We start from the raw sequence: 25050 nt of genomic DNA, 5'->3' as shown, positions 1-25050 counted from the left end.
AGGACATCCGTTGGTATGGAATCCGTTTCTAAGTCAGGTGAAACATGGAACAAGCAGTAGCCGCGGCAGACACCGCGTGGATGCTCGCCGCCTTCGCCCTCGTGTCGATCATGGTGGCGGGACTGGCGCTGTTCTACGGCGGCATGGTCAGCGTCAAGAACACACTGAACATGGCCATGATGGTCTTCGGCGCACTCGCGGTAGTGGGCGTGCTGTGGATCATCGTCGGCTACTCGGCCTCCTTCGGAAACTCACTCGGCGGCCTCGGCCTGCTGGGTGATCCGCTGGAATACTTCGGATCGTCGAAACTCCTCGACGCACCCGCCACCCCCGGACTGCCACCGGCCATCTTCTCGGCCTTCCAATTGCTGTTCGCCGCACTGACCGTCGCGCTGATCGCGGGCGCGGTGGCCGACCGCATGAAGTTCGGCTCCTGGATGACCTTCGCCGGGATCTGGGCGCTGCTGGTGTATTTCCCTGTCGCACACTGGGTTTTCGCCTTCGACAGCAAGGACGGCTCGGTACACGGCGGCTGGATCGCCAATAAGCTCAAGGCCATCGACTTCGCCGGCGGCACCGCGGTGCACATCAATGCCGGCATCGCCGGGCTCGCACTGGCGCTGGTGCTCGGCAAGCGTAAGGTGTTCCCGAATTCGCCTCGGCCGCACAGCATTCCGCTGACCATGCTGGGTGCGGGCATTCTGTTCTGCGGCTGGTTCGGCTTCAACGGCGGCTCGGCGCTGTCCTCGGGCAACCCCGCATCCGTGGTGGTGCTCAATACCCTCGCCGCCTCCTGCGCGGGCATCTGCGGCTGGCTGGTCGTGGAGAAGTTCAAGGAGGGGCATGCCACCTCACTCGGCGGTGCGTCCGGCCTGATCGCGGCGCTGGTCGGCATCACCCCCGCCTGCGGCGCGGTCTCGCCCATGGGCGCGCTCATCGTGGGCGCGGTCTGCGGTGTGGCGTGCTGCTTCGCCGTCTCGCTGAAATACCGCTTCGGACTGGATGATTCGCTCGACGTGGTCGGCATCCACCTGACCGGCGGCATTATCGGCACCCTGCTCATCGGCCTGCTGGCCGACGGCTCGGCGCCCAATGCCGTGGCCGGACTGTTCTACGGCGGCGGTCTGGATCAGCTGTGGCGGCAGACGGTCGCCGTGCTCGCGGTGCTCGCCTACACGTTCGTGGTGACCCTCGGCATCGCCAAGGTCATGGAGCGCTTCGGTGGCATCCGGGCCGATGCGGAGAGCGAGGCCATGGGCCTCGACCTGGCTGTGCACAGCGAAACCGCCTATGTGCTCGACCACGTCAGCATGCCGGCCGCCAAACCCGAACCGGCGGACGCGGTCACGGCCGCGGAGGCCATGACAAGCAAGGCGGCGGTCGCGGTCGAATAACCCGAAAGCCCGCGGCTCCTCCCGATCTTCACCCTCCTCATCAAGGGCGGGAAGGGCCGCGTTCGACTGAAAGAGGTGGCAGCGCAACGGATCGTCCGGACCCGCGCGCCGCCACCTCTTTCAGTTCACACGATCAACGCCGGCTCACGCCGTGTGCTATTCGCTGCTCTGCGCGCGACGGGCGGCCTTCTCCTCGGCCTCGGCGACGTCGAGGGCATTCGCCTCCTCGAGGGTCGGCGCGCTGCCGCCCAGCCGGGCGGGAACCCAGTACGCGCCCTGTTCGTGCACGTAGTCCTTCTGCACGTTCAGCAGCATGGCCGACATGCTGGCGTGCAGCTGTTCCGTCAGTGCGGAGGCCGGTTCGGACGGCGGGATGGGTGCGCCGACCTCGATGGAGATCGGAGTATTGGTGCGACCCAGGCGCTTCGGATAGCCCTTGGTCCACACGCGCTGCGCCCCCCAGATGACCATCGGGACGATCGGGACATCGGCCTCGATCGCCATGCGTGCCGCACCCGACTTGAATTCCTTCAACTCGAAACTGCGGCTGATGGTGGCCTCGGGGTACACGCCGACCAGCTCACCGGCGCGCAGTCGATTCACGGCCTCGTGATACGAGTCCGCCCCGGCGGCGCGATCGACCGGAATATGCTTGAGCGCCCGCATGACCGGGCCCGAGACAGCATTGTCGAAAACCTCCTTCTTCGCCATGAAACGGACATAGCGCTTCGGCGTACGCGCAGGCAGGCCCGCATACGTGAAGTCCATGTACCCGGTGTGGTTGATCGCGATGACCGCACCACCGTTCGCCGGGATATTTTCGTCGCCAGTGACAGTGAACTTCAGACCCTGCAGCGCGAAGACGGTGCGAGCCAGCCCGATGATCGGGAAGTAGACGGGTTCCACAATTCCGCTAGCGTAGTCGCAACGCCGGTGAGCACCAGTGACCCAGGCAACAACCGAAGACACGAAAGAGGTTCGTCCGAGTGGAGAACACCCGAACAGGACTGCGTGACGCCCTTCGCAAGGGACTGGTCGGAAGTGCCGCAGTGGCAATCGCCTGCCTGAGCAGCGGTTGCGATTCGAACGTCGGTATCGAGGGCACCGATTACAGCACCAAATCCGATAAGCCGGCTGCGTCGGCGACCGTGACGAGCACCTCGGTCGCCCTCGCGCCCGCGCCGCCGACCACCTCCGCGGCCGCCACGCCCGACCCCGAATCCGTCGCTGCCGTCAGCACGGTGCGGCGCTATCTGTCGCGGCTGACCGGGATTCCGGATCCGGCTGATCAGGAGAGCGGAAGTCCGCTGGTCTGCGCCGCGACCCCGCGCGCCTGGGATCCGGAAGGCACCGGCACCTTCACCGCCCCGCCGCTCGCCGTGAATCAGGCCGGTCTCCCCCGGCTCAAGTCCTTCGGAGAGGATTCGATGAAGTCCGAATCACTCCGTGACGGCTATATCAGCGTCACGGCATCCGTGACGGACCGTGCCGGAAACACACAAAACCGGACATTCACCCTGAAGTCCGGCACCGAGGGTTACTGCATCGGCGACGTCTCGGAGTAGCCAGTACGCTGGGTGGCTGGTAACGGTCGAGGAGGAAGCAGCTCGTGCAGATCACCAGCGTCGGACACGCCGGATTCCATATTCGAACCGCAGCGGGGACGATCCTGTGCGATCCCTGGGTCAACCCGGCGTATTTCGCGTCCTGGTTCCCGTTCCCGGACAATACGCAGTTGGATTGGGACGACCTCGGCAACTGCGATTTCCTGTACGTATCGCACCTGCACCGCGATCACTTCGACGCGAAGCATTTGGCGGACAAGGTCAATAAGGACGCCACGGTCCTGCTGCCGGACTATCCGGTGCCGGATCTGAAGCGGGAGCTCGAGGCGCTGGGCTTCCACAGGTTCTTCGAGACCGAGGATTCGGTCAAGCACACGATCACCGGTCCGGGCGGTGAGCTCGACATCATGATCATCGCGCTGCGCGCGCCCGCCGACGGGCCCATCGGCGACTCCGGCATCGTCATCGCCGACGGTGAAACCGTGTGCTTCAACATGAACGACGCCCGGCCCGTCGATATGGATGTGCTGCACGATTCGTTCGGGCATGTGGATATCCACCTGCTGCAGTACTCCGGCGCCATCTGGTACCCGATGGTCTACGACATTCCGGCCAAGACCAAGTCCAACTTCGGCAAGCAGAAGCGGCAGCGCGGTATGGACCGGTGCCGGTCCTATATCGAACAGGTCGGAGCCACCTGGGTGGTGCCGTCCGCCGGGCCGCCGGTGTTCCTCGACGACGAACTGCGCTATCTCAATGACGATCGCGGCGATGAAGGCAATATCTTCCCCGATCAGATCGTGTTCCTGGAGCAGATGCGGATTCACGGCAATGAGGGCGGGCTGCTCATGCTGCCCGGTTCGACCGCCGATCTGCGCGGTAAGGAACTCTCGGCGCTGACACATCCGGTCGATCCGGATACCGTCTACGGCGACAAGGCCGCCTATATCGCCGCTATGGCGGAACGCATGGCGCCCGTGCTCGCCGCCGAAAAGGCTTCCTGGGCAACGGGAGAGGGACCACTGCTGCCGCAGCTGCGGGAGCTGTTCGAGCCGATCATGGCGCAGAGCGACCTCATCTGCGACGGCATCGGTTATACGGTCGCCCTGGTCATGGGCGAGGAGACCGTGGTGCTGGACTTCCCCAAGCGCATTGTGCGGGCGCCGATCGAGGGAGAAGGCAAGCAGCGCTACGGGTTCCGTATCGACCCGCAGCTGGTGCGCACCGTACTGCGCGATAACGAGCCCGACTGGGTCAACACCATTTTCCTGTCGACGCGCTTCACCACCTGGCGCATCGGCGGATACAACGAATTCCTCTACACATTCTTCAAATGCCTCACCGACGAGCGCATCGCCTACGCCGACGGCTGGTTCTCCGAGGCGCACGACGATTCGGCCTCGACGGAACTCGACGGCTGGGAAATACAGCGGCGCTGCCCGCACCTGAAGGCCGATCTGTCGAAATTCGGTGTGGTGGAGGGCAATACGCTCACCTGCAATCTGCACGGGTGGCAGTGGGATCTGGAATCCGGGCGCTGCAAGACCTCCAAGGGGCATGAGCTGCGCTCGCGGAAAATCGACGCCTGACGTGCTTTCCGGCCGGTACCGATGCCGGTGCCGGCCGGAAGCGGTAACTCGAAGGTCAGCCCTGCACGTCCGAGTCCTGCAGTTCCCGGGTGAGACGTGAAGACCACGGACACCACATGCAGCCCGGCAGGAAAGCGCCACAGGCCTCATCGAGATGGTCTTCGGTGTACTCGATGCTGGAGTCGCACACCTCGATCGCCATGGTGAAGAAGCTGATGGTGTCCGGATCGAGGGAGAAGCTCCAACCCGGGTTGTAGGCTTCCTGCCGCTTCCGGATCCGCCCGAGCACATGGATCGACATCGTCTCCTCCCCGGACAGGATCCGGCGAGCCTCGGCAATACGCTGATCATTGGTCAGCTTGAAAACGAATTCCTTGCCGGAGTAATCGGTAAATGCGAAGTAGGCCATGACATTTCCTCTCGGCCGAGCGATCGAAACGAAAAGCACCTGCCTCTTGATGGTAAGTGCATCGAAGCGCACGATCGTCCGAAATCGATTGCGTAACAAGCGAATTAAGAGACCGGACCGTTTCTCGGGGCCCTCGCCGAGTCGACCCGGGTATCTATGGCGAATTCGGTACCAATCGACCGTTTCGCCGAGGTCCAATTTGCGGGGCAGTCGGTTTCGCCAGGCCGATCAGATCGCGAATCGCCATCGCACCGCGCGCCACCGGGGCCGCGATCTTCCCGTCCCCCGTGATCAGCACCCCGGACGGTGTACCCCGCACCCGATACCGCAGCGCCGCCTCATTGCCCTGCTGCACCAGCATGGGGATATCGCCCAGCCTCTGCTCCCGCGCCCACACCGCATGTGGCTCGACCTCGCCGTTGCCGAGCACCGCGACTGTCAGTGCATCCGCCGAACGCACCTGCCAGCGCGGCAATTCGCGGGCCAGCGCGGCACACATCTCACAGCCGGGGTGGACGAATACCAGCAGCAGCGCACGGCCGGAGGACAGCAGGGATTCCAGGTTCGTCCGGCCGCCCGACATATTCAGCAATTCGAACTCCGGCGCCACCGCGCCTACCGGCAAGCCCTCCGCACCCAGTGCCGACAGCGCCTGCTGATCCAGGCGCCTTCGCAATGCCCGCACCTCGCTCCACAGCCATGCCAGGGCAGCCGCGAATACGGCGACCACCGCCATGCCGACGGCGCGATCCATCGGCAGGACCTCGGGGATATGCGAATATCGCAGCGCACCAGCCACTACGGCCACCGCGAGCAGTAGCAGGACTGCATTGCGCACCAGCGTCCGCACGCCGATGGGTGCCGAACTCGCCGCGCCGAAGCACGAACACGCCGGGTGTTTTCCCTGTCGCAGCAATCGCGCCACCGCGCCCGAGAACACCAGGAGCAGCAGCACCGCCACCAGCGCGGTGGGGGCGGCCGTCCACGGTGGCAGTAGTCCCGCGGCGACGGCCGCCTCCGCCACCGGCAGGCCCCATGCGGTGGCGGGTACCCAGCGCAGCGGAATCCCGAACTCCCCCACCGCCGTCCGCGTGCCCGCGAGATCGGCGAATTTCCCCGCCGCCGACAGCCCGAACACCACACCGAGCGCCAGCCGTAGCCCCCACACTCCGTATTCGATCGTCATATTCGCACGATGACACAGCGCGGGAGTGGCCCAAACCATAATGACACGAACAGTTTTCGAAGATGTTCGGGACGGAGAAGCACACCGACCGTTCGGTCAAGTGCGCGCGGCCACCGCTACCGCGACAAAGGTGAGCGCACAGCCGACCACCGCCAGCGCGGAAACTCCCGCCCCGGTCGGTGCGACCACATCGAGCAGCAGCGACATCAGCAGCTGACCGGCCACCGAGGTGAGCCCGAGCAGCAGCACTCCGATCCAGCGCACCACCACGACAGCCAGCGCGATGAACACCACTCCGATGACACCGCCGAGGTACAGCCAGGGCTCGCTGGGAAACCCGCCGGGCCAACCACTCCCGGCGATCACCGCAGCCTCGACCAGCAGCAGTGCCGCACACCCGGTCACAAAATTGGCGAGCGTCGCCGACTGCGGACCACCGACCGCACCCACTCGGCCGTTCACTGCCTGCTGCCACGCCGTCCCGGCGCCGGCGATCAGCGGGAGCAGAACGAGCAATACGTGCGGGACGCCCCGGAATGCCTCCGGCGCCGAAAGACCGCCGGCCTCATCGGTTCGCCCGATGACCGATACGAGCACCGCGACCAGCGCCAATCCCGCTCCCACGGAACGCAATAGGGTCACCGGCGTCCGGCCGCGCGGGCCCACCCCCAGGCGGTCGACAACCAGACTGCTCGTCACCTGGCCCGCCACCGCCGCCACCGTGAATGCGGTAACCCCGATCGCCGCGACGGTAAGTCCCTGGCAGGCAACAAAGAACGCCCCGCACAACCCGCCCAGCAGCTGCCACCACCGCAACTCCCCCGCCCGCAGCGCCGCCCACGCCCGGCCGACCCCCGCCCGCAACCGCCCACTGCCCACGCATCCGACCCCCACCAGCACCAATCCCACCCCGAAACTGATCACCGCCGCCGCCACCCCATCCTGCAACCGCTCCCCCAGCACCCCGTTCACCCGCGCCTGTACCGCCACCCCCGCGCCGATACCACCCCCCAGCACCAACCCCACTCGCCGCCGCATCACCATTCGCCAGATTCTCCCCGCTCGCCCGCGCGACACGCGCTGCCATACCGAGCGACCGACAACGTCGGGCCGTGCAGCCCGAACCACAACAGACTTTCAAGATCATCAGGAACTGGTGGCGGCATCGGCCGAGAAGAATCCGCAACCAGTTCCTGGTGAACAACTGCCCAGGTGGGGGAGGAATACGCGGAGAGGGGCGGTTGGCGGGACGGGAGTTGTTGGGGTGGAGTGGATTACGTTAGGGACGTGACCGAATCTATCGTCGGCGAGACGTATGCCGCTGAGACGTGCCGGGTGCTGAGCTCCGCGTGGGAATCCTGGGGGACGCCCGATGTCGATGTGATCGCCCATTTGATCAATCCCTCGTTTCTGGGTGGGCCCAGTTGGCCGGCGGTGCGGCAGGCGCATGCCATTGTCCGGCGGGAGGATGCGCTGCTGGTGGCCAGTAGCGGGCTCGCCGATCCGACGGAGTGGGACGATGCGGAGCCGACGAATGGGTACGAGCTCGAGGTGTTCGGTATCTCGCCCGATATTCATATCGACAGCGATACGCTCACGGTCGCTACCTCCTGGCTGGGTCAGACCGTCATGACAGTCTCGAATCTGGTGGCGCAGTACGGCTTCCAGGTCCCCGATATGCTGGATCGGCACAGGATCATCACCATTCAGCTCGACGAGGCGCGGCTGCCCGGCGAGGCGGCCGATACCTATCTGGACGAGAACGGCGCCCTCGTGGTCATGCTCGGTCTGGTGGATGACGAACTACCCGCGGCGGTGCGCGGACCGCTCTCCGCCATCCGCCTGATCAATGTGAAGGTGCTGACCGTCGCGGAAGGTCATTTCTGCGTGCACAATTCGATGGGCGACGATGAGGCGCGGCGCGAACTCGCGCGACGTTTCGCCGCGCAGGGCGGGGTGCTGTGGTCGAGTCTCACTCGACCGTCAGTCGTCTGAACCGGCACGCGGCAGCCAGGCCGGGAACAAGGCGGCGATCACCAGTAGCGGGACGCCCAGCAGCGCAACCGTCGGCGGGATCGGCAGCCACACCGAAGCCAGGCCGACACAACCGAAGACGGCCAAGGCCATCAGCTCGGTGAGGAAACCGCCGACCGAGGTCACCGTCGCACGTGCCGGACCCTCGATGGCGTCCTGCAACCGGGCGGCGGCCACCACCTCGGCGTTGTAGTCGATACCGTAGGCCACGCCGATCGCTGAAAAGCCCACGGCTGTCAGGACATACACGGCATCCGGGTGACCGGCGGCGAGCCCCGCCAACAGCGCGCCGCCGATGAACAGCACGCCGCCGATGAGGAGGGCTGCGGCTATCACACGCGGACTCATATTCTCGGTACGCCCTGCCAGGGCGGTACCGGCCAGACCACCCGCCACCGTCAGACCTACCAGCAGCGGCGTAATCGACGGTGCGACACCGGCATTGCCTGCCAGCAGCGCGAAGTACTCGTCGAAGGCGGTAATGCCGTTCAACATGGCGGCGAGCAGCAGACCTCGGCGAATCATGCGGATCCGCAGGGACTCTCGCAGTCCGGAGCGCAGCATGCGCAGGTACCGCACACCCGCCTGCCCGTCAGCGGGGTCCCGTTCGAATGGGGCCGGCTCACCCTCACCGCGCGGCAGCGGCGAGCCCGAAACCGGCGGGAGCGCATCGGCATCGGGTGGCGAGGCTTCCGCGAGCTCCTCTATGTCGCTGGCGGACACTGTCTTCGGCGCCGCGGGAAGCGCTGCGGCGGTGCACATGTGCAGTGCGGCGATGGCCACACTCGACCAGCCGATCAGCGCGTAGCCGCCCCAGGCGTACAGCGGGGCCGCCGCCAGAATGCCCACCAGCGCACCGGATTCCGCGGCGGCCCGCGCGTAACCGGTGATACGGGGATAGCTCGACGTGGCGGAGCGGGCGGCGAGATCGTCGTACAGCAGGGCTTCGAAGGTGCCCGAGCGGAGCGAACCGGAGGCGCCCCAGAGCACGAAGCCCAGGGCGAAACCGGCATACGACGGGAAAAGGGTCCAGGACGAGAACGCCGCGACCAGCAGCGCGCCGGAGCCGATCAGCAGGGCGCGGCGGGAAACCGTATCGGCCCAGGCGCCGGAGGGGACCTCGAGCACGAACGAGGTGGCCGACCAGATGGCCAGCAGGGAGGAGATCTGCGCGGTGCTGAGGCCGTGATCGGCGAAAAGCAGAGCGTAGAGGGCATAGAGCGGGATCAGGTCCGCGGAGAAGGCGAACAGCACTGCACGCAGAGTCAGGCTGCGAAGGGGATCGGCGCCGGGGCGGCCGCGGCGCACGAGCCTGGCCGGATCGGCACCATGACGTGCTCGGATGGCGGCCGCGCCCGAGACGAAGGCGCGACTAGCTCGGGAGGAGAGCCGGGATCAACAGGCGTAGATCAGCATGCGCATAGGTCAACTCTGCGCGCCGGGCACGCCTGGGTCAAACGGATTGTCGAGCGGAATCCAGCCATTGGTGTTCGGCTCGTGATCGGGGACTGTCGCGCCGACCAGGCCGTGGCGGTCGTTCAGATCATTGATGAGTTCGGACACCGGATGCGAATCGCTGTAGTGGTAGCCCTGGGCGAGCGCGAAACCGAGTTCGGTCAGCACCGCCGCCTGGTACTCGGTCTCGACGCCCTCGGCGATCACCTGCAGATCCAGCGATTTACTCAGTGCCGCAATCACTCCGAGCAGCGGCGGCGCCGGGGAATCGGAGCGGATGGCGGCCACGAAGGATTGATCCACCTTCAGAATGTCGCTGGGCAGGGTGGCCAAACGGCTCAAAGACGAATAGCCGGTACCGAAATCGTCGATGGCAATGCGCACACCGGTCTCGCGGAGCTTGTGCAGATTCGCGATGGCAGTCTCCGACTCGGCGGCGATCTCGCTCTCGGTGACCTCGAGGACCAGCTGATTCGCCGGCCAGCCGGTATCGGCGAGAATGCCGGAAACCCGGTCCGCGTACTCGGTTTCGGCCAATTCCAGGCCGCTCACATTCACGTTCAGCGTCAGATCCAGCTGGGCGAAGGTCTCCTGCAGGCGGGTCGCGTCCGCGCAGGCCCGGCGCAGTACCAACTCGTCCAGATCGGAGATGAGGTCGTATTCCTCGGCCACCCGGATCAGGCCCTCGGTGGTCACATCCGGTTGTGCGTGGGAGGACCAGCGCAGCAGCGCCTCGACCCCGACCGCGCGGGTCGCGCCGTCGGAGAGGCTCACGATCGGCTGATACTGCACGTCCAGGGTGCCCTGATCGATGGCCTCGCGTAGCTCCACCGCCAGCGGCAACTGCCGCGAGGACTCCAGCACCGTGCGATTGCGACCGGCCTGCTTGGCCCGGTACAGACCCACATCGGCGCGACTGACCAGCAGCGAACCGGATTCGCCCGGCTGCCAGGAGGTCACACCCGCCGAACATCCGGTGGTCACCGCCGCGCGCAGCTGCTCGGTCAGCAGAATCGCGGCCTGCTCGGTCGAATTCGGCAGCAGCACCGCGAAAGCGTCACCGCCGTAACGCGCCAGGCGCTGCTCCGGCGTCAGCAATTTCTGCCAGGTATCGCCCACCCGCTGCAGCACGGCGTCACCGGCGCGATGACCCAGATGATCATTGATCTTCTGGAAACGATCCAGGTCGACCAGTACCAGCGACAGGCTCTGCCCGGTGCGGGTGGCATGCCCGATGGCATTGGCCAGCGCGCGATCGAAACCACGCCTGTTCAACAGACCCGTCAGCACATCGATATCCGCGTCCGAAGCCATGCGCGTGAGAATGCCGACCACAATGCCGATTCCGACCGTGATACCCGCCGGAATCAGGCCCGACCACCACGGCAGCCCGCGCGAGGGCACCACCCACAGGCAGCACACCACCGCGAAAGCTATATGCGCGCCCAGCCATTTCCAGGCGAAGAAAATCGCCGCATCGGTGGCCACGAAGACATAGAACGCGGCCAGGCTGATCGCGCCGACCGTATTCGGGAACCAGTGCACCGCAACGGTCACCAGCACCGTCGCAATCGCCACATACACGTGATGGACCGAATGCGGCAGTCGCGGACCCCAGATCAGCAGACTGAGACCGAGCAAAAGCGCAACAAAAGCAGCACTGCCGACGAGCGGCCGATTTCCCTCATCACCCGGGGCGACGGCTGTGATAACCAGACCAAGCACCCCACCCATGACGTAGAACGCCCCGGTGGTCCGAGCCATGACCATTGCTGTCGCCAGCGCCGATGCCGCCCGCACCCGTGTTCGGGTATCGCCGCGAGACCCGATTCCTCGCACGCTGCCTAGCCTAAACGCTGTGTTGATTTTTGCCGCACTGTTTGACTCGCCTTCGCTGCGCTTCGGCTGTTCGCGGCCCCCGAGGTCCCGATTCTTCCCTCCCTCCGCTCCCCCGCTTCGCTCCGCCGCTCCACTCAGTCCAGAATCGGGACGGGCCGCGAACTTTGAGCGCCGCCGATCCGCGGCATTCAGCGGATCGGCTTCAAGACTTCGGTACCCACGAACGGCACCAGGGCGGCGGGGACGCGGACGCTGCCGTCGGCTTGCTGATGGTTTTCCAGAATCGCGACGATCCAGCGGGTGGTGGCCAGGGTGCCGTTCAGGGTCGCGGCGGTCTGCGGTTTGTTGTTCTCGTCCCGGTAGCGGACATTCAGGCGGCGCGCCTGGAATGTCGTGCAATTCGAGGTCGAGGTGAGCTCACGATAGGTCTGCTGGGTCGGAACCCAGGCCTCGCAATCGAATTTGCGCGCGGCCGAGCTGCCCAGATCACCGGCGGCGACATCGATCACGCGATACGGCACCTCGACCGCGGCGAGCATCTCCTGCTCCCAGGCCAGCAGGCGCTGATGCTCGGCATCGGCGTCCTCCGGCCGGGTGTAGACGAACATCTCCACCTTGTCGAACTGGTGCACGCGAATAATGCCGCGGGTGTCCTTGCCGTAGCTGCCCGCCTCGCGACGGAAACAGCTCGACCAGCCCGCATAGCGCTTGGCGCCCTCGGCCAGATCCAGGATCTCGCCCGAGTGATAGCCCGCCAGCGGCACTTCCGAGGTGCCGACCAGATACAGGTCGTCCTCTTCGAGGTGATAGATCTCGGCCGAATGCTGGCCCAGGAAACCGGTGCCCGCCATGATCTCCGGGCGCACCAGCACCGGCGGAATCATCATGGTGAAACCGTTCGCGGTGGCCTTCTGCGCGGCCAGCTGCAGCAGACCCAGCTGCAGGAGAGCGCCGTAACCGGTCAGGAAATAGAAACGCGCACCCGATACTTTCGCGCCGCGTTCCATATCGATGATGCCCAGCGATTCACCCAACTCCAGGTGATCCTTGGGCTGGAAATCGAATTCCCGCGGGGCGCCGATGTGGTCGAGCACGATGTAGTCGTCCTCGCCGCCGGCGGGCGCACCGTCCTGCACCACATTCGACAGGGCGCGCTGGGCGGCGTCCAGGACGGCGTCGGCGGCGTTCTCCGCGGCCTCCGCCTCCTTCACCTTCGCCGAGTACTCCTGGCCCTGGGCAAGCAGCGCCGGGCGCTCCTCGGGAGAAGCCTTGCCGACCTTCTTGCCGAGTGCCTTGTGCTCGGCGCGCAGGCCGTCGGCATTGGCGACGGCCGCGCGGCGCGCCACATCCGCCGCGAGCAGGGCGTCCACCAGGGCCGGGTCCTCGCCGCGAGCCCGCTGCGACGCGCGGACCACGTCCGGGTTCTCCCGCAGGAATCGAAGGTCGATCATAGAAACAGCCTAGTGGACTGAATTTTCTGCCTCCGCTTCGCTCCGGCGGGGTCGTGGCCCTGTTACCCGGGTCTTCCCTCCTCCGCTCCTCCGCTTCGCTCCCCCGCTCCGTCAGTCCAGACCCGGGCGGGCCACGACCACTGGGTGTTGCCACACAGTTTCGCTGGATTCGCCCGTTTGCCTGGCCACCGCAGACCTCATCGACCAGAGTGGGGCGCATGGACACGGCCGGAAGCGCGTCTGCGCCCGTGCGCGTGGCCCTCGCCAGTTCTCCCGAGGAGTCTCCATGCCCCAATACATGCCGAGCACAGTCGATTTCATTGTCGTCGGCGCCGGCTCCGCCGGGGCGGCAGTGGCCGCGCGGCTGAGCGAAAAGCACGGCGTCAGCGTCGCCGTCATCGAGGCCGGCAGCACCGACCGCGATAAATTCATCCACATTCCGGCCGGATTCGCCGAGCTCTTCGAGGGCGAGAACGACTGGAACTACCGCACCACACCGCAACCCGAGCTGGCCGATCGCCAGGTGTACTGGCCGCGCGGCAAAGTGCTGGGCGGCTCCTCCTCCATGAACGCCATGATGTGGGTGCGCGGCTTCGCCGCCGACTATGACGAATGGGCCGAATACGGCGGACCGGGCTGGTCGTTCGAGCAGGTGCTGCCGTACTTCCAGCGCATGGAGACCGTGGAGGGCGCGACCGAGGCCGGGGAGGGCGTCGACGGGCCGCTGCACATCTCCCGGCAGCGCAGCCCGCGGCCGCTCACCCAGCAGTACCTGAATGCCGCCGCCGAAGCCGGATATCCGGTGGAACGCGCCAATCTCGATGCGCCGCAAGGATTCACCGAGACCATGGTGAATCAGAAGCGCGGGGCGCGCTGGAGCACCGCCGACGCGTACCTGCGGCCGGCGCTGCAGAAGCATCAGGATCTGACCATCGTCACCGACGCGCACGTCACCCGCGTGCTGTTCGAGGGCAAACGCGCCGTCGGCGTCGAATACCGGGTCGGCGAGGAGATCAAACAGCTGCACGCCAAGCGGGAGGTCGTGCTGTCCGGCGGGGCGATCAATACGCCGCAGCTGCTCATGCTCTCGGGCATCGGCGACGCCGACCAGCTGCAGTCGCACGGAATTCCTGTGCTGCACCACAATTCGGAGGTCGGGCGGAATCTGCGCGATCACCTCGCCGCGCCCATCGTCTACCGGACCAAGGCGGGCAGCCTCTACGGTGCGGACAAGAGCATCGCCGAACTCGCCAATTACTTCGTGCGGCGGCGCGGGCAGCTCACCTCCAATGTCGGTGAGGCGTACGGATTCGTGCGCAGCCACCCCGATGTCGGGCTGCCGGATCTGGAACTGATCTTCGCGCCCGCGCCCTACATCGGGGAGGGACTCGGCGATCCGGACGGGCACGCGCTCACCTTCGCGGCGATTCTGCTCAAGCCGCTCTCGACCGGCAGCATCACCCTCGCCTCGGCCGATCCGTTCGCCGCACCACTCATCGATCCGAACTACTGCGCCGAGTTCTCCGATCGCACCGCCCTGCTCAACGGGCTGCGGACCTGCCTCGAAATCGCCGCGCAGCCTGCGCTGAAGGAGCACATCGGGGAGCTCATGCAACCGGTGCTGCCCGCCGACACACCGATCGAGGATGTGCTGCGGCGGTGCCTGGAACACCATTCGCACACGCTGTACCACCCGGTGGGAACCTGCCGGATGAGTACCGACCACACCGGAGTGGTGGACCCGGAGCTGCGGGTGCACGGGATCGAGGGACTGCGGATCGCCGATACTTCGGTCATGCCGATCATCACCCGCGGGCATACGCACGCGCCCGCGGTACTGATCGGCGAGAAAGCAGCCGGCATCATCTCGGGATAGGTGCGTGGGCAGTTCGGCTCGCGGCCTTCCGAATAGCGTGGTCCGCGCCGGTTCGACATGGTGAACCGGCGAGTTGGGGTGCGAGATTCGATAGGACATGGCGGGGCAGAGGGTGCGCTGACATGATGGAGCGCGATGTCCGACGAACAGTTGCCTCCAGAACAGCCCGAGTGGCCACCTGCGGAACAGTCAGGTTGGCCATCTCGGGGACGGCAGACGCGGTCACCTTCCGGCTCGCGGCAGGGGAGCGCCGACGGTCCGCCGCCGGAAAGCTCCAAGCGGTCGCGACTGCCGGGGCCGCTGGGCCGGTTGAGCTCCAAGCTCGACAAGGACGGTCCGCTCTCCGCGCCGACGCTGCGCTGGGGGCTGCTCGCGGTCGCGATCGGTGCGGTGGTGGCGGCGCTGATCACCATGGTCATCTCCGGTTTCGACTCGCATCGGGTGGAGGCGCATACGCCGGGCGGCACCCAGCCCACGGGTGCGGTCGCGGGTGCGGCCTTCGGCACCGCCAAACAGGGCGACTGCCTGAGCTGGACCAAGGGCAATGCCAGCGATCTGGTGAAGGTGGACTGCGGCAGCAAGCATCTGTTCGAGGTCACCGCCGATATCGACCTGAGCAAGTATCCGGGCGTCGAATTCGGGCCGGGCTCACGCTTTCCCGATTCGCTGCGCTTCTCGGAGCTGCGCGATGAGCACTGCGTCAGCGCCGCGCAGGGCTATCTCGGCGGCAAGCTCGATCCGCGCGGCAAGTTCGTGGTCGGCCTGATCAATCCGGGCGAGGCCGGGTGGAAGGCGGGCGAGCGCACCCTGCGCTGCGGTCTGCAGATCACCGGCAGCGCCGGCACCGCCACCCACCCGATCACCGGCAGCGTGCGGAATATCAACCAGTCCAAGATCTTCGACGTGGGCACCTGCGTCGGCATCGCCCGCAATCTGCCCACCGATCCGGTCGACTGCGCGCAGCCGCACGCCTTCGAGATCGTCTCCACCGTGGATCTCGGCGCGCGCTTCCCCGGCGGCCCGCCCTCCAAGGACGATCAGGACAAGGTCATGGAGGACCAGTGCGGCAAGGACTCCACCGACTACCTCGGCTCCCCCGACGCACTGCGCAACAAGACCCTGACCCTGTTCTGGGACTTCCTGGACGCCCGCAGCTGGCTGGCCGGCAGCCAGAGCCTCAACTGCATGGTCGGTAAGGGCGCGGACCAGGAGGGTTTCGCCACCATCACCGGTTCGGCCCGCGGCGATCTGCTCATCGACGGCCAGGCGCCCGTACCGCCGCCGAACAATGGCCGCTACACCCCGCCGCCGCTACCGGGCGCGGCCCCGCCGGTCATCCCGCAGCCGCGGTGATCGGGTAGATATGCCGGTCTCCATGTCGGCCGACCGGTTCGAGGAACTGGTCGGCGACGCACTGGACCTGATTCCGCGGGAGTTCGCCGAGGCCATCGACAATGTGGTGGTTCTCATCGAGGCCCGCAGTGCCGAGGACCCGCATCTGCTCGGTCTCTATCACGGGATCGCGCTGACCAATCGGGACTTCAGCCACTACGGGGGCGCATTACCGGACACCATCACCATCTATCGCGAGGCCATTCTCGGCATGTGCACCAGCGAAGAAGAGGTGGTGCACGAGGTGGCCGTCACAGTGATTCACGAGATCGCGCACTACTTCGGGATTGACGACGACCGCCTTCATCAGCTGGGATGGGGCTGATCCGAGACCCCGGGAACCGATCAGCTAACCGGTGCGTCCAATCTTGATGTCGGGGGGAACTCGGCATCGGGGGGAAAGTCTTCGGGAAGGGAGTTCGCTCATGGTCGGTCATGTCCTCGTACAGCCCGAGGTTGTTCTCGCTGCTGCGCTGGAGTTGGACCTGCTCGCCGAGCGGCTCTCGCTGGCCTCCGCGGTCACCGCGCCGGCCACCCACGTCATCCCCTCCGGGGCCGAGGAAGTGTCCTTCCTGGCCGCCGCACACTTCAATCAGGCTGCGCTGAGCCACGATCGGGCAACCGCACAGGCCGTCCTGGAACTGCATCACGCCGCCGCCACCCTGCGCAGCCAGCTCGCCGAGTATCTGGTGCAGGACGCGGTGCGCGCCGCCGGTATCGCCGCCATCCAGGTGTAGAGGGGAACACTGACAATGACGCTGGGAATCACCGGGGTGTTCTGGCTGCCCCGCATGGCGGAGTTGAACTCCGTCACCTTGAACGCGGGCGCGCACGCGGTTCCGATCGCGGCCGCGGGCACCGCCTGGGGCGGGCTCACCGCCGCCTGGGTCGATGCCACCACCACCGTGGCCCGGGTCATGGCCGAGGTCGGCGTCGGGCTGCAGGGCGTGAACGGGCTCAATGTGCTGGCCCGGCTCACCGGCTTCACCCTCTGGTCCGAACAGCAGAGTGTGCAGGCCGCGGTCATGGCCGCCAAGGCCGCCGCGAATGTGACCGCGTACACCGTGGCCTCGATCATCATGCCGAGCCTGCCCGAGATCGCGGCCGTCGAAGCCGCGCGGGTGGCGGCGCATTCCACCGGTGGTGCGCTCAATGGCACCGCTGAGGCGGCCGAGGCCGCCAAGCTGGCTTTGGACATTCGGGCGGCGCTGGTCATGGAGACCTACGAGGCCGCCACCACCGCGCTGGTCACCACGCCGGGGGAATTCTTCATGCCGCCGCCGATCGCCATGGGCGCCGGATCGGCCGATAGCGCAGGCGCTTTCGGCGACGGGTCCGGTGATCCGGTCCAGGCGGCATTGGCCGCGGCGGCCGGGCTCGCCAATAATCCCGCGGTGCTCAGTGCCATGGGTCAGGCGGCGCAGGTTGCCGGGACCGTGGTCACCACGGGGGCGACCAGCGCGGGCAATGTGGCAGGCAGTGCGATTACCGCTGTGGCCAACGGACTTACGCAGGGGGCGGGCACGCATCTGCCGTCCGTTGCCGACACCGGAGTGGCTGCTGCGGGCGCGGGCGGCGTGGGGCTCAGCACCAGTGCGGTGTCGTTCGGTGGTGGTGGCGGCGGTGCCAGTGTGAGCATCGGAAACGGTGGCGGCACACTGAAACTCCCCGAAGGCTGGGGCTCGGGCGCCGGAATCGGCGGCGGCGCAACAACTGCCGCGCCGATGGCAGCGCCGATTGCGGAACCTGTTGCGGTCGCGCCGAACGCATCGGCCGGTGCACCTGTGCGGCCCGCCTCGAGCCCGCTGCTCGGTAATCAGGGCGGCAGTGACGAGGAAGAGACGCACGGCGGGAACGACTACGGGCGTTCGGTGGAGCATTTCGCCGACGGGCGGGCCATCGCACCCGCCGTTATCGGCGGCGATCACGAGGACCATCGGTGACCGTGCTCGGCGCGGGCCGGGGGCCGTCCGTGCTGCGGGCGGTCACGCTGTCTCTGGACGAAATGCAGTATCTCCAGGAGGCATTGGCGCTGGACGAGCTGCCGGTGGTGCTCAACGCCATGGGGCGCTACGACAATGCCGCCGATCACGAAGCGGCCATGACGGCGGCCGCGGCGACGCTGGCCGAGCGCGAGCTGCTCGACGGTGACGAGGTGCATCCGGAGCTGGCCGAACGGTTGCGCGTGCTGTACCGCCCGCACTGGGTCGTGGCACTGCGCTGGTACGTGGACGGGCAGGTCAATCGGTGCTGCCTGGCCAAGGGCGACGAGATCGAGGTGATCGCGCTGCGCGGGCCGCAGTCGTATGTGCTCGACGAGGCGGGACACGATCTCGCGGGCACGCTCATGGCCGCGCTCGGGCCTGCCGAACCCCTCGCCCTCGACGGAATGAACGCTCCTACAGCGGAATTGGCCCCGATCTTCGACGAGGCCGGGGATTCCACCGGCACCGCGCACCGGCTCGCCCAGGTGGGCAATCCGCCCCGCGATGCGAAAACCCTTGCCGCCGCACTGGTTCAGGTGCACTCACACGCCGAGATCACCGGCGTCGTCTACGGCGACGGCACCCGCGACACCGCGGACAACCACATCGCCGTCTTCAACACCCGCCACGGCCGCTTCCTCGCCACCGCCAGCCGCGCCGACGACGGGACAATGTGGACATCACTCGCGACCGGCACACCGGCCCGCCTGCGCACCGCGCTACAAGACCTGATCGCGGAACTACCCCTGCGGCAAGAGTTCCCGACACCCCACCTCGGCTGAACCGCTCCAGTTCACCCGAGCGCGACTTCTCTTCCCCTCGTCATCCCGGCGCGATTTCGGCCGGGATCCACACCAGTGGTCCGTGGGTCGCGACGGATCCCGGCCAAAAGCATGTCGGGATGACGGGCGTGACAGCGGCCCGGATGACCGGGGGCGTCTGGCCCAGATTTCTACGGGCGGGGCGGCGTCAGCCCATGGGGTCGTCGCCGGTGGGGGCGGCGTCTTCGCCGAAGGGTGGGGTGTAGCTGCCCCAGCGGGTGCATTCCCAGCCGCCACCGGTGGTGGGGACCAGTTCGATGGTTTCGGTGTTATCGAGGTGGTTGTTGGCGGCGAAACGTCTTGGGACACCCGCTAGTTCGCGGGAGATCAGGCGCATGGCGGCGCCGTGGCTGACCAGGATGACGTCGGGGGCTTCCGGGTCGGTCAGGTAGTCGTCGCGCAGGCGCTCGAGGATCGGGACGTAGCGGTCGAGCACCTCCATGCCGGATTCACCGCCGGGCACCCGCAGGCTCAGATCGCCGAAATGCCAGGCGTGGTAGACATCCTGGAACTGTTCGTGCGCGGCCTGGGTGTTCAGGCCCTCCAGCTCACCCACCTGCACCTCCTGCAGACCCTCCAGCACCTCGAGCGGCGTGCCGGTGGCGGCCTCGATATACCCGCCGGTCTGGCGGGCGCGCAGGGCCTCCGAGCAGAACAGTCGCTGCGGCGGGGTTATCAGTGTGGCGCCGAAGGTTTTCGCCTGCGCCACACCGCGTTCGGTCAGCGGCAGTCCCGGCAGCTGGGTGTCGAGCAGCTTGGCGACATTGCCTTCGGTCTCCCCGTGCCGCACCAGAATCAATTTGCCGGTCACAGGTCGGCCACCCCTTTCTTCAGATCGGCCAGCCAGGCCGCCGCGGGTTCGTCGGCGGGCGGCGGAGTGCCGATCGCCGATGTCGCCGGCCAGGATCCGAGGAAGCGGATCCGGGCGGCGGTGCGGTGCAACGCTTTCAGCGCCTCGGCCACCGCGGTGTCGTCGATATGGCCGACACAGTCCAGATAAAAACGATAGGTGCCCATACCCGTGCGGGTGGGCCGCGATTCGATACGCGTGAGATCGATGCCGCGGGTGGCGAATTCGGCGAAGGCCCGCATGAGCGAACCGGGCTCGTTGACCAGCTCCAGCACGAACGACGTCCGATCCGCACCGGTGCGCGGCGGCGCGGGCTGCGGCGGCGCGACCAGGACGAAACGCGTCACCGCCTGATCGTGGTCGGCCACACCGGAAGCCAGGACGGAAAGCCCCATCCGCTCCCCCGCCAGCGCCGTCGAGACGGCGGCATCGGCGTGCCCGGCCGCGACATCCTCCGCCGCGGCGGCATTCGACGCCGAGGTGTACATCTCCACTGCGGGCAGCCGGTGCGCCAACCACATTCGCACCTGGGCGGCCGCGACCGGATAGGCCGCCATGCTGCGCACGTCCGCCAGTTCGATGCCGGGGCGCCCGACAATCGTGAAGGCCACATCCAATTCGGTCTCGGCGATGATCTGCAGCCGCGGCCCGAGCGCCAGCGCGTCCAGCGTCGGCGCGATCGATCCCTCCACCGAACTCTCGATCGGCACCACGGCGCCCTCGGCCTGCCCGGCCCGCACCAGTTCGATGGTCGCGCCCTGACTCGGCGCGGGGACACGCTCGACCGGCCCACGGAAGGCTCCGGTGGACTCGAGTTTTGCGAGGGCCATCTCGGTGAAGGTTCCCGACGGCCCGAAATAGGCGATACGCGGCACGGCTACGACCTTACTTGCGTGCGCCGAGCAACCCCCTACTTTGAATCACTCCTTACCGGCTCCTCACACGATTCACCGGCGGGCGCGGTGACACGACCGGGCGGCGGCGGCGAGCGCGGATCAGCGGGTCAGCGCCGCGAGCGCGCTCGTGACGCCGTCCGGGTCGCTGGTCTCGATGGCGAGCAGGACGGTGCGGAGGGCTTCCACGGCTGGTGGTTTCAGGCCGGTCAGGAAGGCGATGTCGGGTTCGGCCAGGGCGGCGCGGATGTCGTCGCCGATGAGGGCGGCCACCGTCGCGGCGATGAGCGCGACGGCGCGGTCGCCGGAGTCGGTGCGGGCGACGAAACCCGTATCGCTGTGGGCGATTCGGACGAGGAATTCGGACACGGTCTCGTCGTCCGCGGTGAGATCCAGGATTTCGGCGGGGCTCGGATCGGCGGTGATCGCACGGACGAGACCGTCGGTAATGCCCTGGACGCCGGGTTTGACCGGGACGCTCAGTTGCATGAGGACCGGTTCGGAGGCGGGGGCGGAATCGTGCGGCACGGGTCAACCGTAGCGAGTCAATGGCTTGCGCAAGATCACACTCTGACTTAGCTTAGGTTTACCTAATTCATTTGGAGGTTGGCATGCCACATACGGCACCGGTCGTCGCGCCCGAAACCGCCGAACGCGTGCACAGCGCGTGCGCCCACGCCGAGAGCGCCATGCTGGCCCTGCCCGGCCTCGACCCCGTCCCCACCTCGGTGCACCTGCTGCGGCAGTGCGGGGACACCGTGCTCGCGGTGCCGTCCAGCTCGGTCGCCGCCCTGCTGGTCGGCGGCTGCGGCACCACCGGCTCGCCCGCCGTCCTGGAACTCACCGACCACGCCCCGCTACCGCTGCGCGAACCCGTGCGCTCGCTGGTGTGGCTGCGCGGGTGGGTGCATGCCGTACCGGGCAATACCCAGCGTGCCCTCGCCTCCGCCGTCGCCGAGGACCATCCGCACCCCGCCCTGCTCGATATCGGCTACACCGCGACCCTGCTGCGCCTGGTCGTGGACTCCGCGGTCGTCGCCGACACCTCCGGCGCGGATTCGGTGTCCCGAGAACAACTCCGGCAGGCCCAGCCCGATCCGTTCTGCGCCATGGAGGGCGCCTGGCTGCAGCACCTGCACGCCGACCACGCCGATGTCATCGACCGCCTGGCCCGGCATCTCCCCGCCCACCTGCGGCGCGGGGCGCTCATCCACCCGCTCGCCATCGACCGCTACGGCGTCACCCTGCGCGTCGAAGCCGTCGAGGCCGATCACGATATCCGCGTCCCCTTCGCCACGCCCGCGCACGATGTCGAATCGCTCAGCCGCGCGGTACAGGCATTGGCGGGCAACCCGTTTGAACAGGGCATTCACCGCATCTGATCAAAGTGCGGCCGGCGCACATAGATTGGCGTCCATGAATTCGGCTGCCGAGTCCGACCCGCACTGGCCCGCACCCGTCAATTCCGAACAGGAGCGGCGGGCGATCCGGCTGGAGATCGCGGTGGTGCTGGTCATCACATTCGGATTGAGCGGAGCCAGCGCGGCCCTGTCGCTGCTGGAGAGTGCGCTCTCACCCGGCGGGGTGGGCGGGCAGACGGTGGCCCTGAATCCGTCGCGGGCGGCGCAGTCGACCATCGACCTGCTGTTCCAACTGCTGAGCGTGGCCCGACTACTCGGGTGGGCGGCGCTGGGGCTCTACCTGTTGTGGCGCAGCGGAATCGGACCGAAGCTGATCGGCCTGGCGCGGCTGCACTGGCGACCGGACGTGCTGCCGGGGCTGGTCCTGGCGGCGGTGATCGGAATACCGGGGCTCTGCCTGTATCTGGTGGCGCACGCCCTCGGGATGAGTGTCACCATCGTGCCCGGATCACTGGATCACTGGTGGCGGCTACCGGTGCTGGTGCTGTCGGCGTGGGCCAATTCGGCCGCCGAAGAGGTACTGGTGGTCGCGTATCTAATCACTCGATTGCGGGCGCTGGGCTGGTCCGAGGATCGGTCGCTGGTGGCTTCGGCGCTGCTGCGCGGCAGCTATCACCTCTACCAGGGCATCGGCGGCGGGATCGGGAACCTGGTGATGGGACTCGTATTCGGGCGCTACTGGCAGCGCACGAACCGGCTCTGGCCACTGCTGCTGGCGCACGCGCTCATCGATACGATCGCCTATCTCGGGTACTCACTGCTGCGTGGACACCTCTCCTGGCTGCCGTAATGCGATCGAGATGAACCCTGAGACGGGTTGGATCAGTAGTCTTTCGATGATGAACGGCGATGACCTCGAGCGCCCCCACCAGGGGCCACCACGGCCCGGTGTGGACCCCACCCGGGTCATTCGGCGCAACGAACCCGGCCCGCCGCTGGCGTGGTCGGAGGCGCCACCGATCGTGAACAACCCCCGCAACCCGCCGCCCCCGCGCAATCCGGGCCAGCCGCCGCGTAATCAGCCTCCGCCGCAACGGAATCAGCTGCCGCCGACGCGTAATCCCGGCGGACCGCCACGCGGTCCGGGAGCGCCGCCGCGCAATCCGGTTCCGCCGCAACGCGATCGGTACGGCGCCGCCGCGCCCATGTCCCATGCGCCGACCCAGCAGCCGGTGCCCTTCCGCGAGAAACCGCCGACACCGCCGCCGCCCGCACTGCCGACCAAACGCGGTGGTGGCGGCGACCGTCCGCCGCGCGGGCCCAAGACGAAACGCAAACGGCACTGGTTCCGCTGGATTCTCGCGCTGCTGGTGATTCTGCTGCTCCTGCCGATCGCCGCGGCGGTCTACGTCGAGCAGAACCTGAACCGGACCGACGCGCTGGCCGACTACTCCGGCCGGATCGGCGACACGCCCGGGACGAATTGGCTTCTGGTGGGCTCCGACAGCCGCACCGGGCTCACCCCGGAGCAGGAGCAGGCCCTGGCCACCGGCGGCGACGTCGGCAGTGCGCGCACCGACACCATCCTGCTCATGCATATGCCCAAATCCGGGCGGCCGACGCTGGTCAGCCTGCCGCGCGACTCCTATGTGAGCATTCCGGGCCACGGGAAGGACAAGCTCAACGCGTCCTTCGCCTTCGGCGGCGCGCAGCTGCTGGTGCAGACCGTGGAGGGCGCAACCGGCGTGCACATCGACCACTACGCGGAGGTCGGCTTCGGCGGATTCGCGAGCATCGTGGATGCGGTCGGCGGTATCGATATGTGCCTGGACCAGCCCATGAAGGATCCGCTCGCCGGGGTGGACCTGCCCGCGGGCTGCCAGAAGCTCAACGGCAGCGAGGCGCTCGGATTCGTGCGCAGCCGCGCGACCGCCCTCTCCGATCTCAATCGCATGCTCAACCAGCGGAAATTCCTGAACGCGCTGCTGAAGAAGGCAGCGAGTCCGACCACGCTGATCAACCCGTTCCGGGTGTGGCCGCTGCTGCAGGGCACCACGAAGTCCCTGCAGGTGGACAAGGGCACGCATGTCTGGGATCTGGCCCTGCTGGGCAAGGCGCTGGCCGGCGATCCGATAGCAACCACCGTGCCGGTCGGCGGGTTCGAGGATGTGGACGGCAGCGGCAATGTATTGCTCTGGGACAAGACCCGGGCCAGTCAGTTCTTCGAGGCGCTGGCCAGCGACAAACCGATTCCGGCGGATCTGGTGACGACAACCGGCAATTAGTGAAATTAGGCAATACTTGCCTCAATAAGGCTGCACTCAATAAGGTTGCACTTGGATGACAGGTGTTCTGACCAGGGCTAATGTCTTGCCCATGTCCAGCCGAACCCAAACCAAGAGCAGCAAGTTCCACGCCCTGCTGCAGGATCAGATTCGCAACGAATTCAATGCCGAGCACCAGTATGTGGCCATTGCATTGTGGTTCGATCACGCTGATCTGCCGGTCCTGGCCAAGTATTTCTACAAGCAGGCCGTCGAAGAGCGCAATCACGCGCTGATGATCGCGCAGTACCTGCTCGACCAGGACTTCATCGTCGAGGTGGCGAATGTCGATCCCGCCAAATCGCAATTCGAGAATGCCCGTGAGCCCATCGCCCTGGCCCTGACGCAGGAGCAGGCGGTCACCGAGCAGATCGTGGCGCTCGCCAAGACCGCCCGTGAAGAGGGCGACTACCAGGGCGAGCAGTTCATGCAGTGGTTCCTCAAGGAGCAGGTCGAGGAGGTCGCGACCATGAAGACCCTCCTCACCGTCGCCGAGCGGGCCAGCGCCAATATGTTCGATCTGGAGAATTTCGTTTCCCGCGAAATGAGTTCTCCGAAGGATGCTTCGGGCTCGCCGCACACCGCCGGCGGCGCGCTGTAATTCCGGCTTGACGACAAGGCCCGGT

General features: G+C 66.9%; 24 protein-coding genes. 14 read left to right on the top strand and 10 right to left on the bottom strand.

Annotation, left to right across the window (positions count from 1 at the left end; genetic code table 11):
* Positions 1-44: 44 nt before the first annotated feature.
* Positions 45-1394 carry an ammonium transporter gene (locus tag OG326_RS02740; RefSeq protein WP_297628815.1) on the top strand — a complete coding sequence of 450 codons (1350 nt, stop codon included), beginning with the start codon at positions 45-47 and terminating at the stop codon, positions 1392-1394.
* A 156-nt stretch (positions 1395-1550) separates the two neighbouring features.
* Here OG326_RS02740 and OG326_RS02735 read toward each other — a convergent pair whose 3' ends face one another.
* Positions 1551-2300 (bottom strand): lysophospholipid acyltransferase family protein, encoded by a 750-nt coding sequence (locus OG326_RS02735; protein ID WP_327143054.1) that lies wholly within the window; start codon positions 2298-2300, stop codon positions 1551-1553.
* Between the two features lie 80 nt (positions 2301-2380).
* Between OG326_RS02735 and OG326_RS02730 the strand changes: the two genes are divergently transcribed.
* Positions 2381-2959 (top strand): hypothetical protein, encoded by a 579-nt coding sequence (locus OG326_RS02730; protein WP_327143053.1) that lies wholly within the window; start codon positions 2381-2383, stop codon positions 2957-2959.
* 44 nt (positions 2960-3003) lie between these two features.
* A complete protein-coding gene (locus OG326_RS02725) occupies positions 3004-4548 on the top strand; it encodes a Rieske 2Fe-2S domain-containing protein (protein ID WP_327143052.1) in 1545 nt (514 codons plus the stop codon).
* Between the two features lie 55 nt (positions 4549-4603).
* On the opposite strand, the gene OG326_RS02720 is transcribed toward OG326_RS02725, so the two are convergent.
* From OG326_RS02720 to OG326_RS02710, 3 genes are all read right to left on the bottom strand, one after another.
* Positions 4604-4957, bottom strand: a complete 354-nt coding sequence (locus OG326_RS02720; RefSeq protein WP_327143051.1) for a BP74-related protein — start codon at positions 4955-4957, stop codon at positions 4604-4606.
* A 154-nt stretch (positions 4958-5111) separates the two neighbouring features.
* A complete protein-coding gene (locus tag OG326_RS02715; RefSeq protein ID WP_327143050.1) occupies positions 5112-6143 on the bottom strand; it encodes a MauE/DoxX family redox-associated membrane protein in 1032 nt (343 codons plus the stop codon).
* Positions 6144-6239: 96 nt separating this feature from the next.
* Positions 6240-7187, bottom strand: coding sequence for a DMT family transporter (locus tag OG326_RS02710; RefSeq protein WP_327143049.1), 948 nt, complete (start codon positions 7185-7187; stop codon positions 6240-6242).
* A 243-nt stretch (positions 7188-7430) separates the two neighbouring features.
* On the opposite strand from OG326_RS02710, the gene OG326_RS02705 reads away from it, so the two are divergent.
* Positions 7431-8138: a hypothetical protein gene (locus OG326_RS02705; protein WP_327143048.1), complete on the top strand. Its 708-nt coding sequence runs from the start codon at positions 7431-7433 to the stop codon at positions 8136-8138.
* Here the strand turns inward: OG326_RS02705 and OG326_RS02700 are convergent.
* The 3 genes from OG326_RS02700 to serS form a co-directional block, all read right to left on the bottom strand.
* Entirely contained in the window at positions 8127-9431 is a 1305-nt protein-coding gene (locus OG326_RS02700) for an MFS transporter (protein WP_327143047.1), read from the bottom strand. The two genes, OG326_RS02705 and OG326_RS02700, sit on opposite strands and share 12 nt — an antisense overlap.
* Positions 9432-9602: 171 nt before the next feature.
* The gene (locus OG326_RS02695) at positions 9603-11471 is read right to left on the bottom strand and encodes a putative bifunctional diguanylate cyclase/phosphodiesterase (RefSeq protein ID WP_327143046.1); all 1869 of its coding nucleotides are present in this window, start codon (positions 11469-11471) and stop codon (positions 9603-9605) included.
* A gap of 188 nt (positions 11472-11659) precedes the next feature.
* Complete coding sequence (gene serS / locus OG326_RS02690; RefSeq protein ID WP_327143045.1) at positions 11660-12922, bottom strand: serine--tRNA ligase; 1263 nt, start codon at positions 12920-12922, stop codon at positions 11660-11662.
* Positions 12923-13208: 286 nt separating this feature from the next.
* Here serS and OG326_RS02685 point away from each other — a divergent pair, with 286 nt between their 5' ends.
* The 6 genes from OG326_RS02685 to OG326_RS02660 all read left to right on the top strand — a co-directional run bounded on the left by OG326_RS02685 (position 13209) and on the right by OG326_RS02660 (position 18957).
* Positions 13209-14798 (top strand): GMC family oxidoreductase, encoded by a 1590-nt coding sequence (locus OG326_RS02685; RefSeq protein WP_327143044.1) that lies wholly within the window; start codon positions 13209-13211, stop codon positions 14796-14798.
* A 309-nt stretch (positions 14799-15107) separates the two neighbouring features.
* Complete coding sequence (locus tag OG326_RS02680; RefSeq protein ID WP_327143043.1) at positions 15108-16151, top strand: septum formation family protein; 1044 nt, start codon at positions 15108-15110, stop codon at positions 16149-16151.
* A 10-nt stretch (positions 16152-16161) separates the two neighbouring features.
* A complete protein-coding gene (locus tag OG326_RS02675; protein ID WP_327143042.1) occupies positions 16162-16515 on the top strand; it encodes a metallopeptidase family protein in 354 nt (117 codons plus the stop codon).
* A gap of 100 nt (positions 16516-16615) precedes the next feature.
* Complete coding sequence (locus OG326_RS02670; RefSeq protein ID WP_327143041.1) at positions 16616-16927, top strand: PE family protein; 312 nt, start codon at positions 16616-16618, stop codon at positions 16925-16927.
* A gap of 15 nt (positions 16928-16942) precedes the next feature.
* Entirely contained in the window at positions 16943-18133 is a 1191-nt protein-coding gene (locus tag OG326_RS02665; RefSeq protein ID WP_327143040.1) for a PPE domain-containing protein, read from the top strand.
* The gene (locus OG326_RS02660; RefSeq protein ID WP_327143039.1) at positions 18130-18957 is read left to right on the top strand and encodes an ESX secretion-associated protein EspG; all 828 of its coding nucleotides are present in this window, start codon (positions 18130-18132) and stop codon (positions 18955-18957) included. Before OG326_RS02665 ends, OG326_RS02660 begins: the two co-directional genes overlap by 4 nt.
* Positions 18958-19144: 187 nt before the next feature.
* Here the strand turns inward: OG326_RS02660 and OG326_RS02655 are convergent, their stop codons facing one another.
* The 3 genes from OG326_RS02655 to OG326_RS02645 form a co-directional block, all read right to left on the bottom strand.
* On the bottom strand, positions 19145-19807 hold the full coding sequence (locus tag OG326_RS02655; RefSeq protein ID WP_327143038.1) for a histidine phosphatase family protein: 663 nt from the start codon (positions 19805-19807) through the stop codon (positions 19145-19147).
* Complete coding sequence (pheA, locus tag OG326_RS02650) at positions 19804-20721, bottom strand: prephenate dehydratase (RefSeq protein WP_327143037.1); 918 nt, start codon at positions 20719-20721, stop codon at positions 19804-19806. The genes OG326_RS02655 and pheA overlap by 4 nt, the downstream gene beginning before the upstream one ends.
* Before the next feature lie 120 nt (positions 20722-20841).
* On the bottom strand, positions 20842-21267 hold the full coding sequence (locus tag OG326_RS02645; protein WP_327143036.1) for a hypothetical protein: 426 nt from the start codon (positions 21265-21267) through the stop codon (positions 20842-20844).
* A gap of 83 nt (positions 21268-21350) precedes the next feature.
* On the opposite strand from OG326_RS02645, the gene OG326_RS02640 reads away from it, so the two are divergent.
* The 4 genes from OG326_RS02640 to OG326_RS02625 all read left to right on the top strand — a co-directional run bounded on the left by OG326_RS02640 (position 21351) and on the right by OG326_RS02625 (position 25025).
* A complete protein-coding gene (locus tag OG326_RS02640; protein WP_327143035.1) occupies positions 21351-22121 on the top strand; it encodes a DUF2470 domain-containing protein in 771 nt (256 codons plus the stop codon).
* 34 nt (positions 22122-22155) lie between these two features.
* Positions 22156-22950: a CPBP family intramembrane glutamic endopeptidase gene (locus tag OG326_RS02635; RefSeq protein ID WP_327143034.1), complete on the top strand. Its 795-nt coding sequence runs from the start codon at positions 22156-22158 to the stop codon at positions 22948-22950.
* Positions 22951-22999: 49 nt separating this feature from the next.
* Positions 23000-24385, top strand: a complete 1386-nt coding sequence (locus OG326_RS02630; RefSeq protein ID WP_327143033.1) for an LCP family protein — start codon at positions 23000-23002, stop codon at positions 24383-24385.
* A gap of 91 nt (positions 24386-24476) precedes the next feature.
* Positions 24477-25025 (top strand): ferritin, encoded by a 549-nt coding sequence (locus OG326_RS02625; protein WP_327143032.1) that lies wholly within the window; start codon positions 24477-24479, stop codon positions 25023-25025.
* Positions 25026-25050 lie beyond the last annotated feature (25 nt).

The sequence above is a fragment of the Nocardia sp. NBC_01327 genome (genome assembly GCF_035958815.1).
In the GTDB taxonomy this organism is placed as follows: domain Bacteria; phylum Actinomycetota; class Actinomycetes; order Mycobacteriales; family Mycobacteriaceae; genus Nocardia.
Note: the sequence above shows the minus strand (reverse complement) of the source record. Positions and strands in the feature narration are given on the sequence as shown.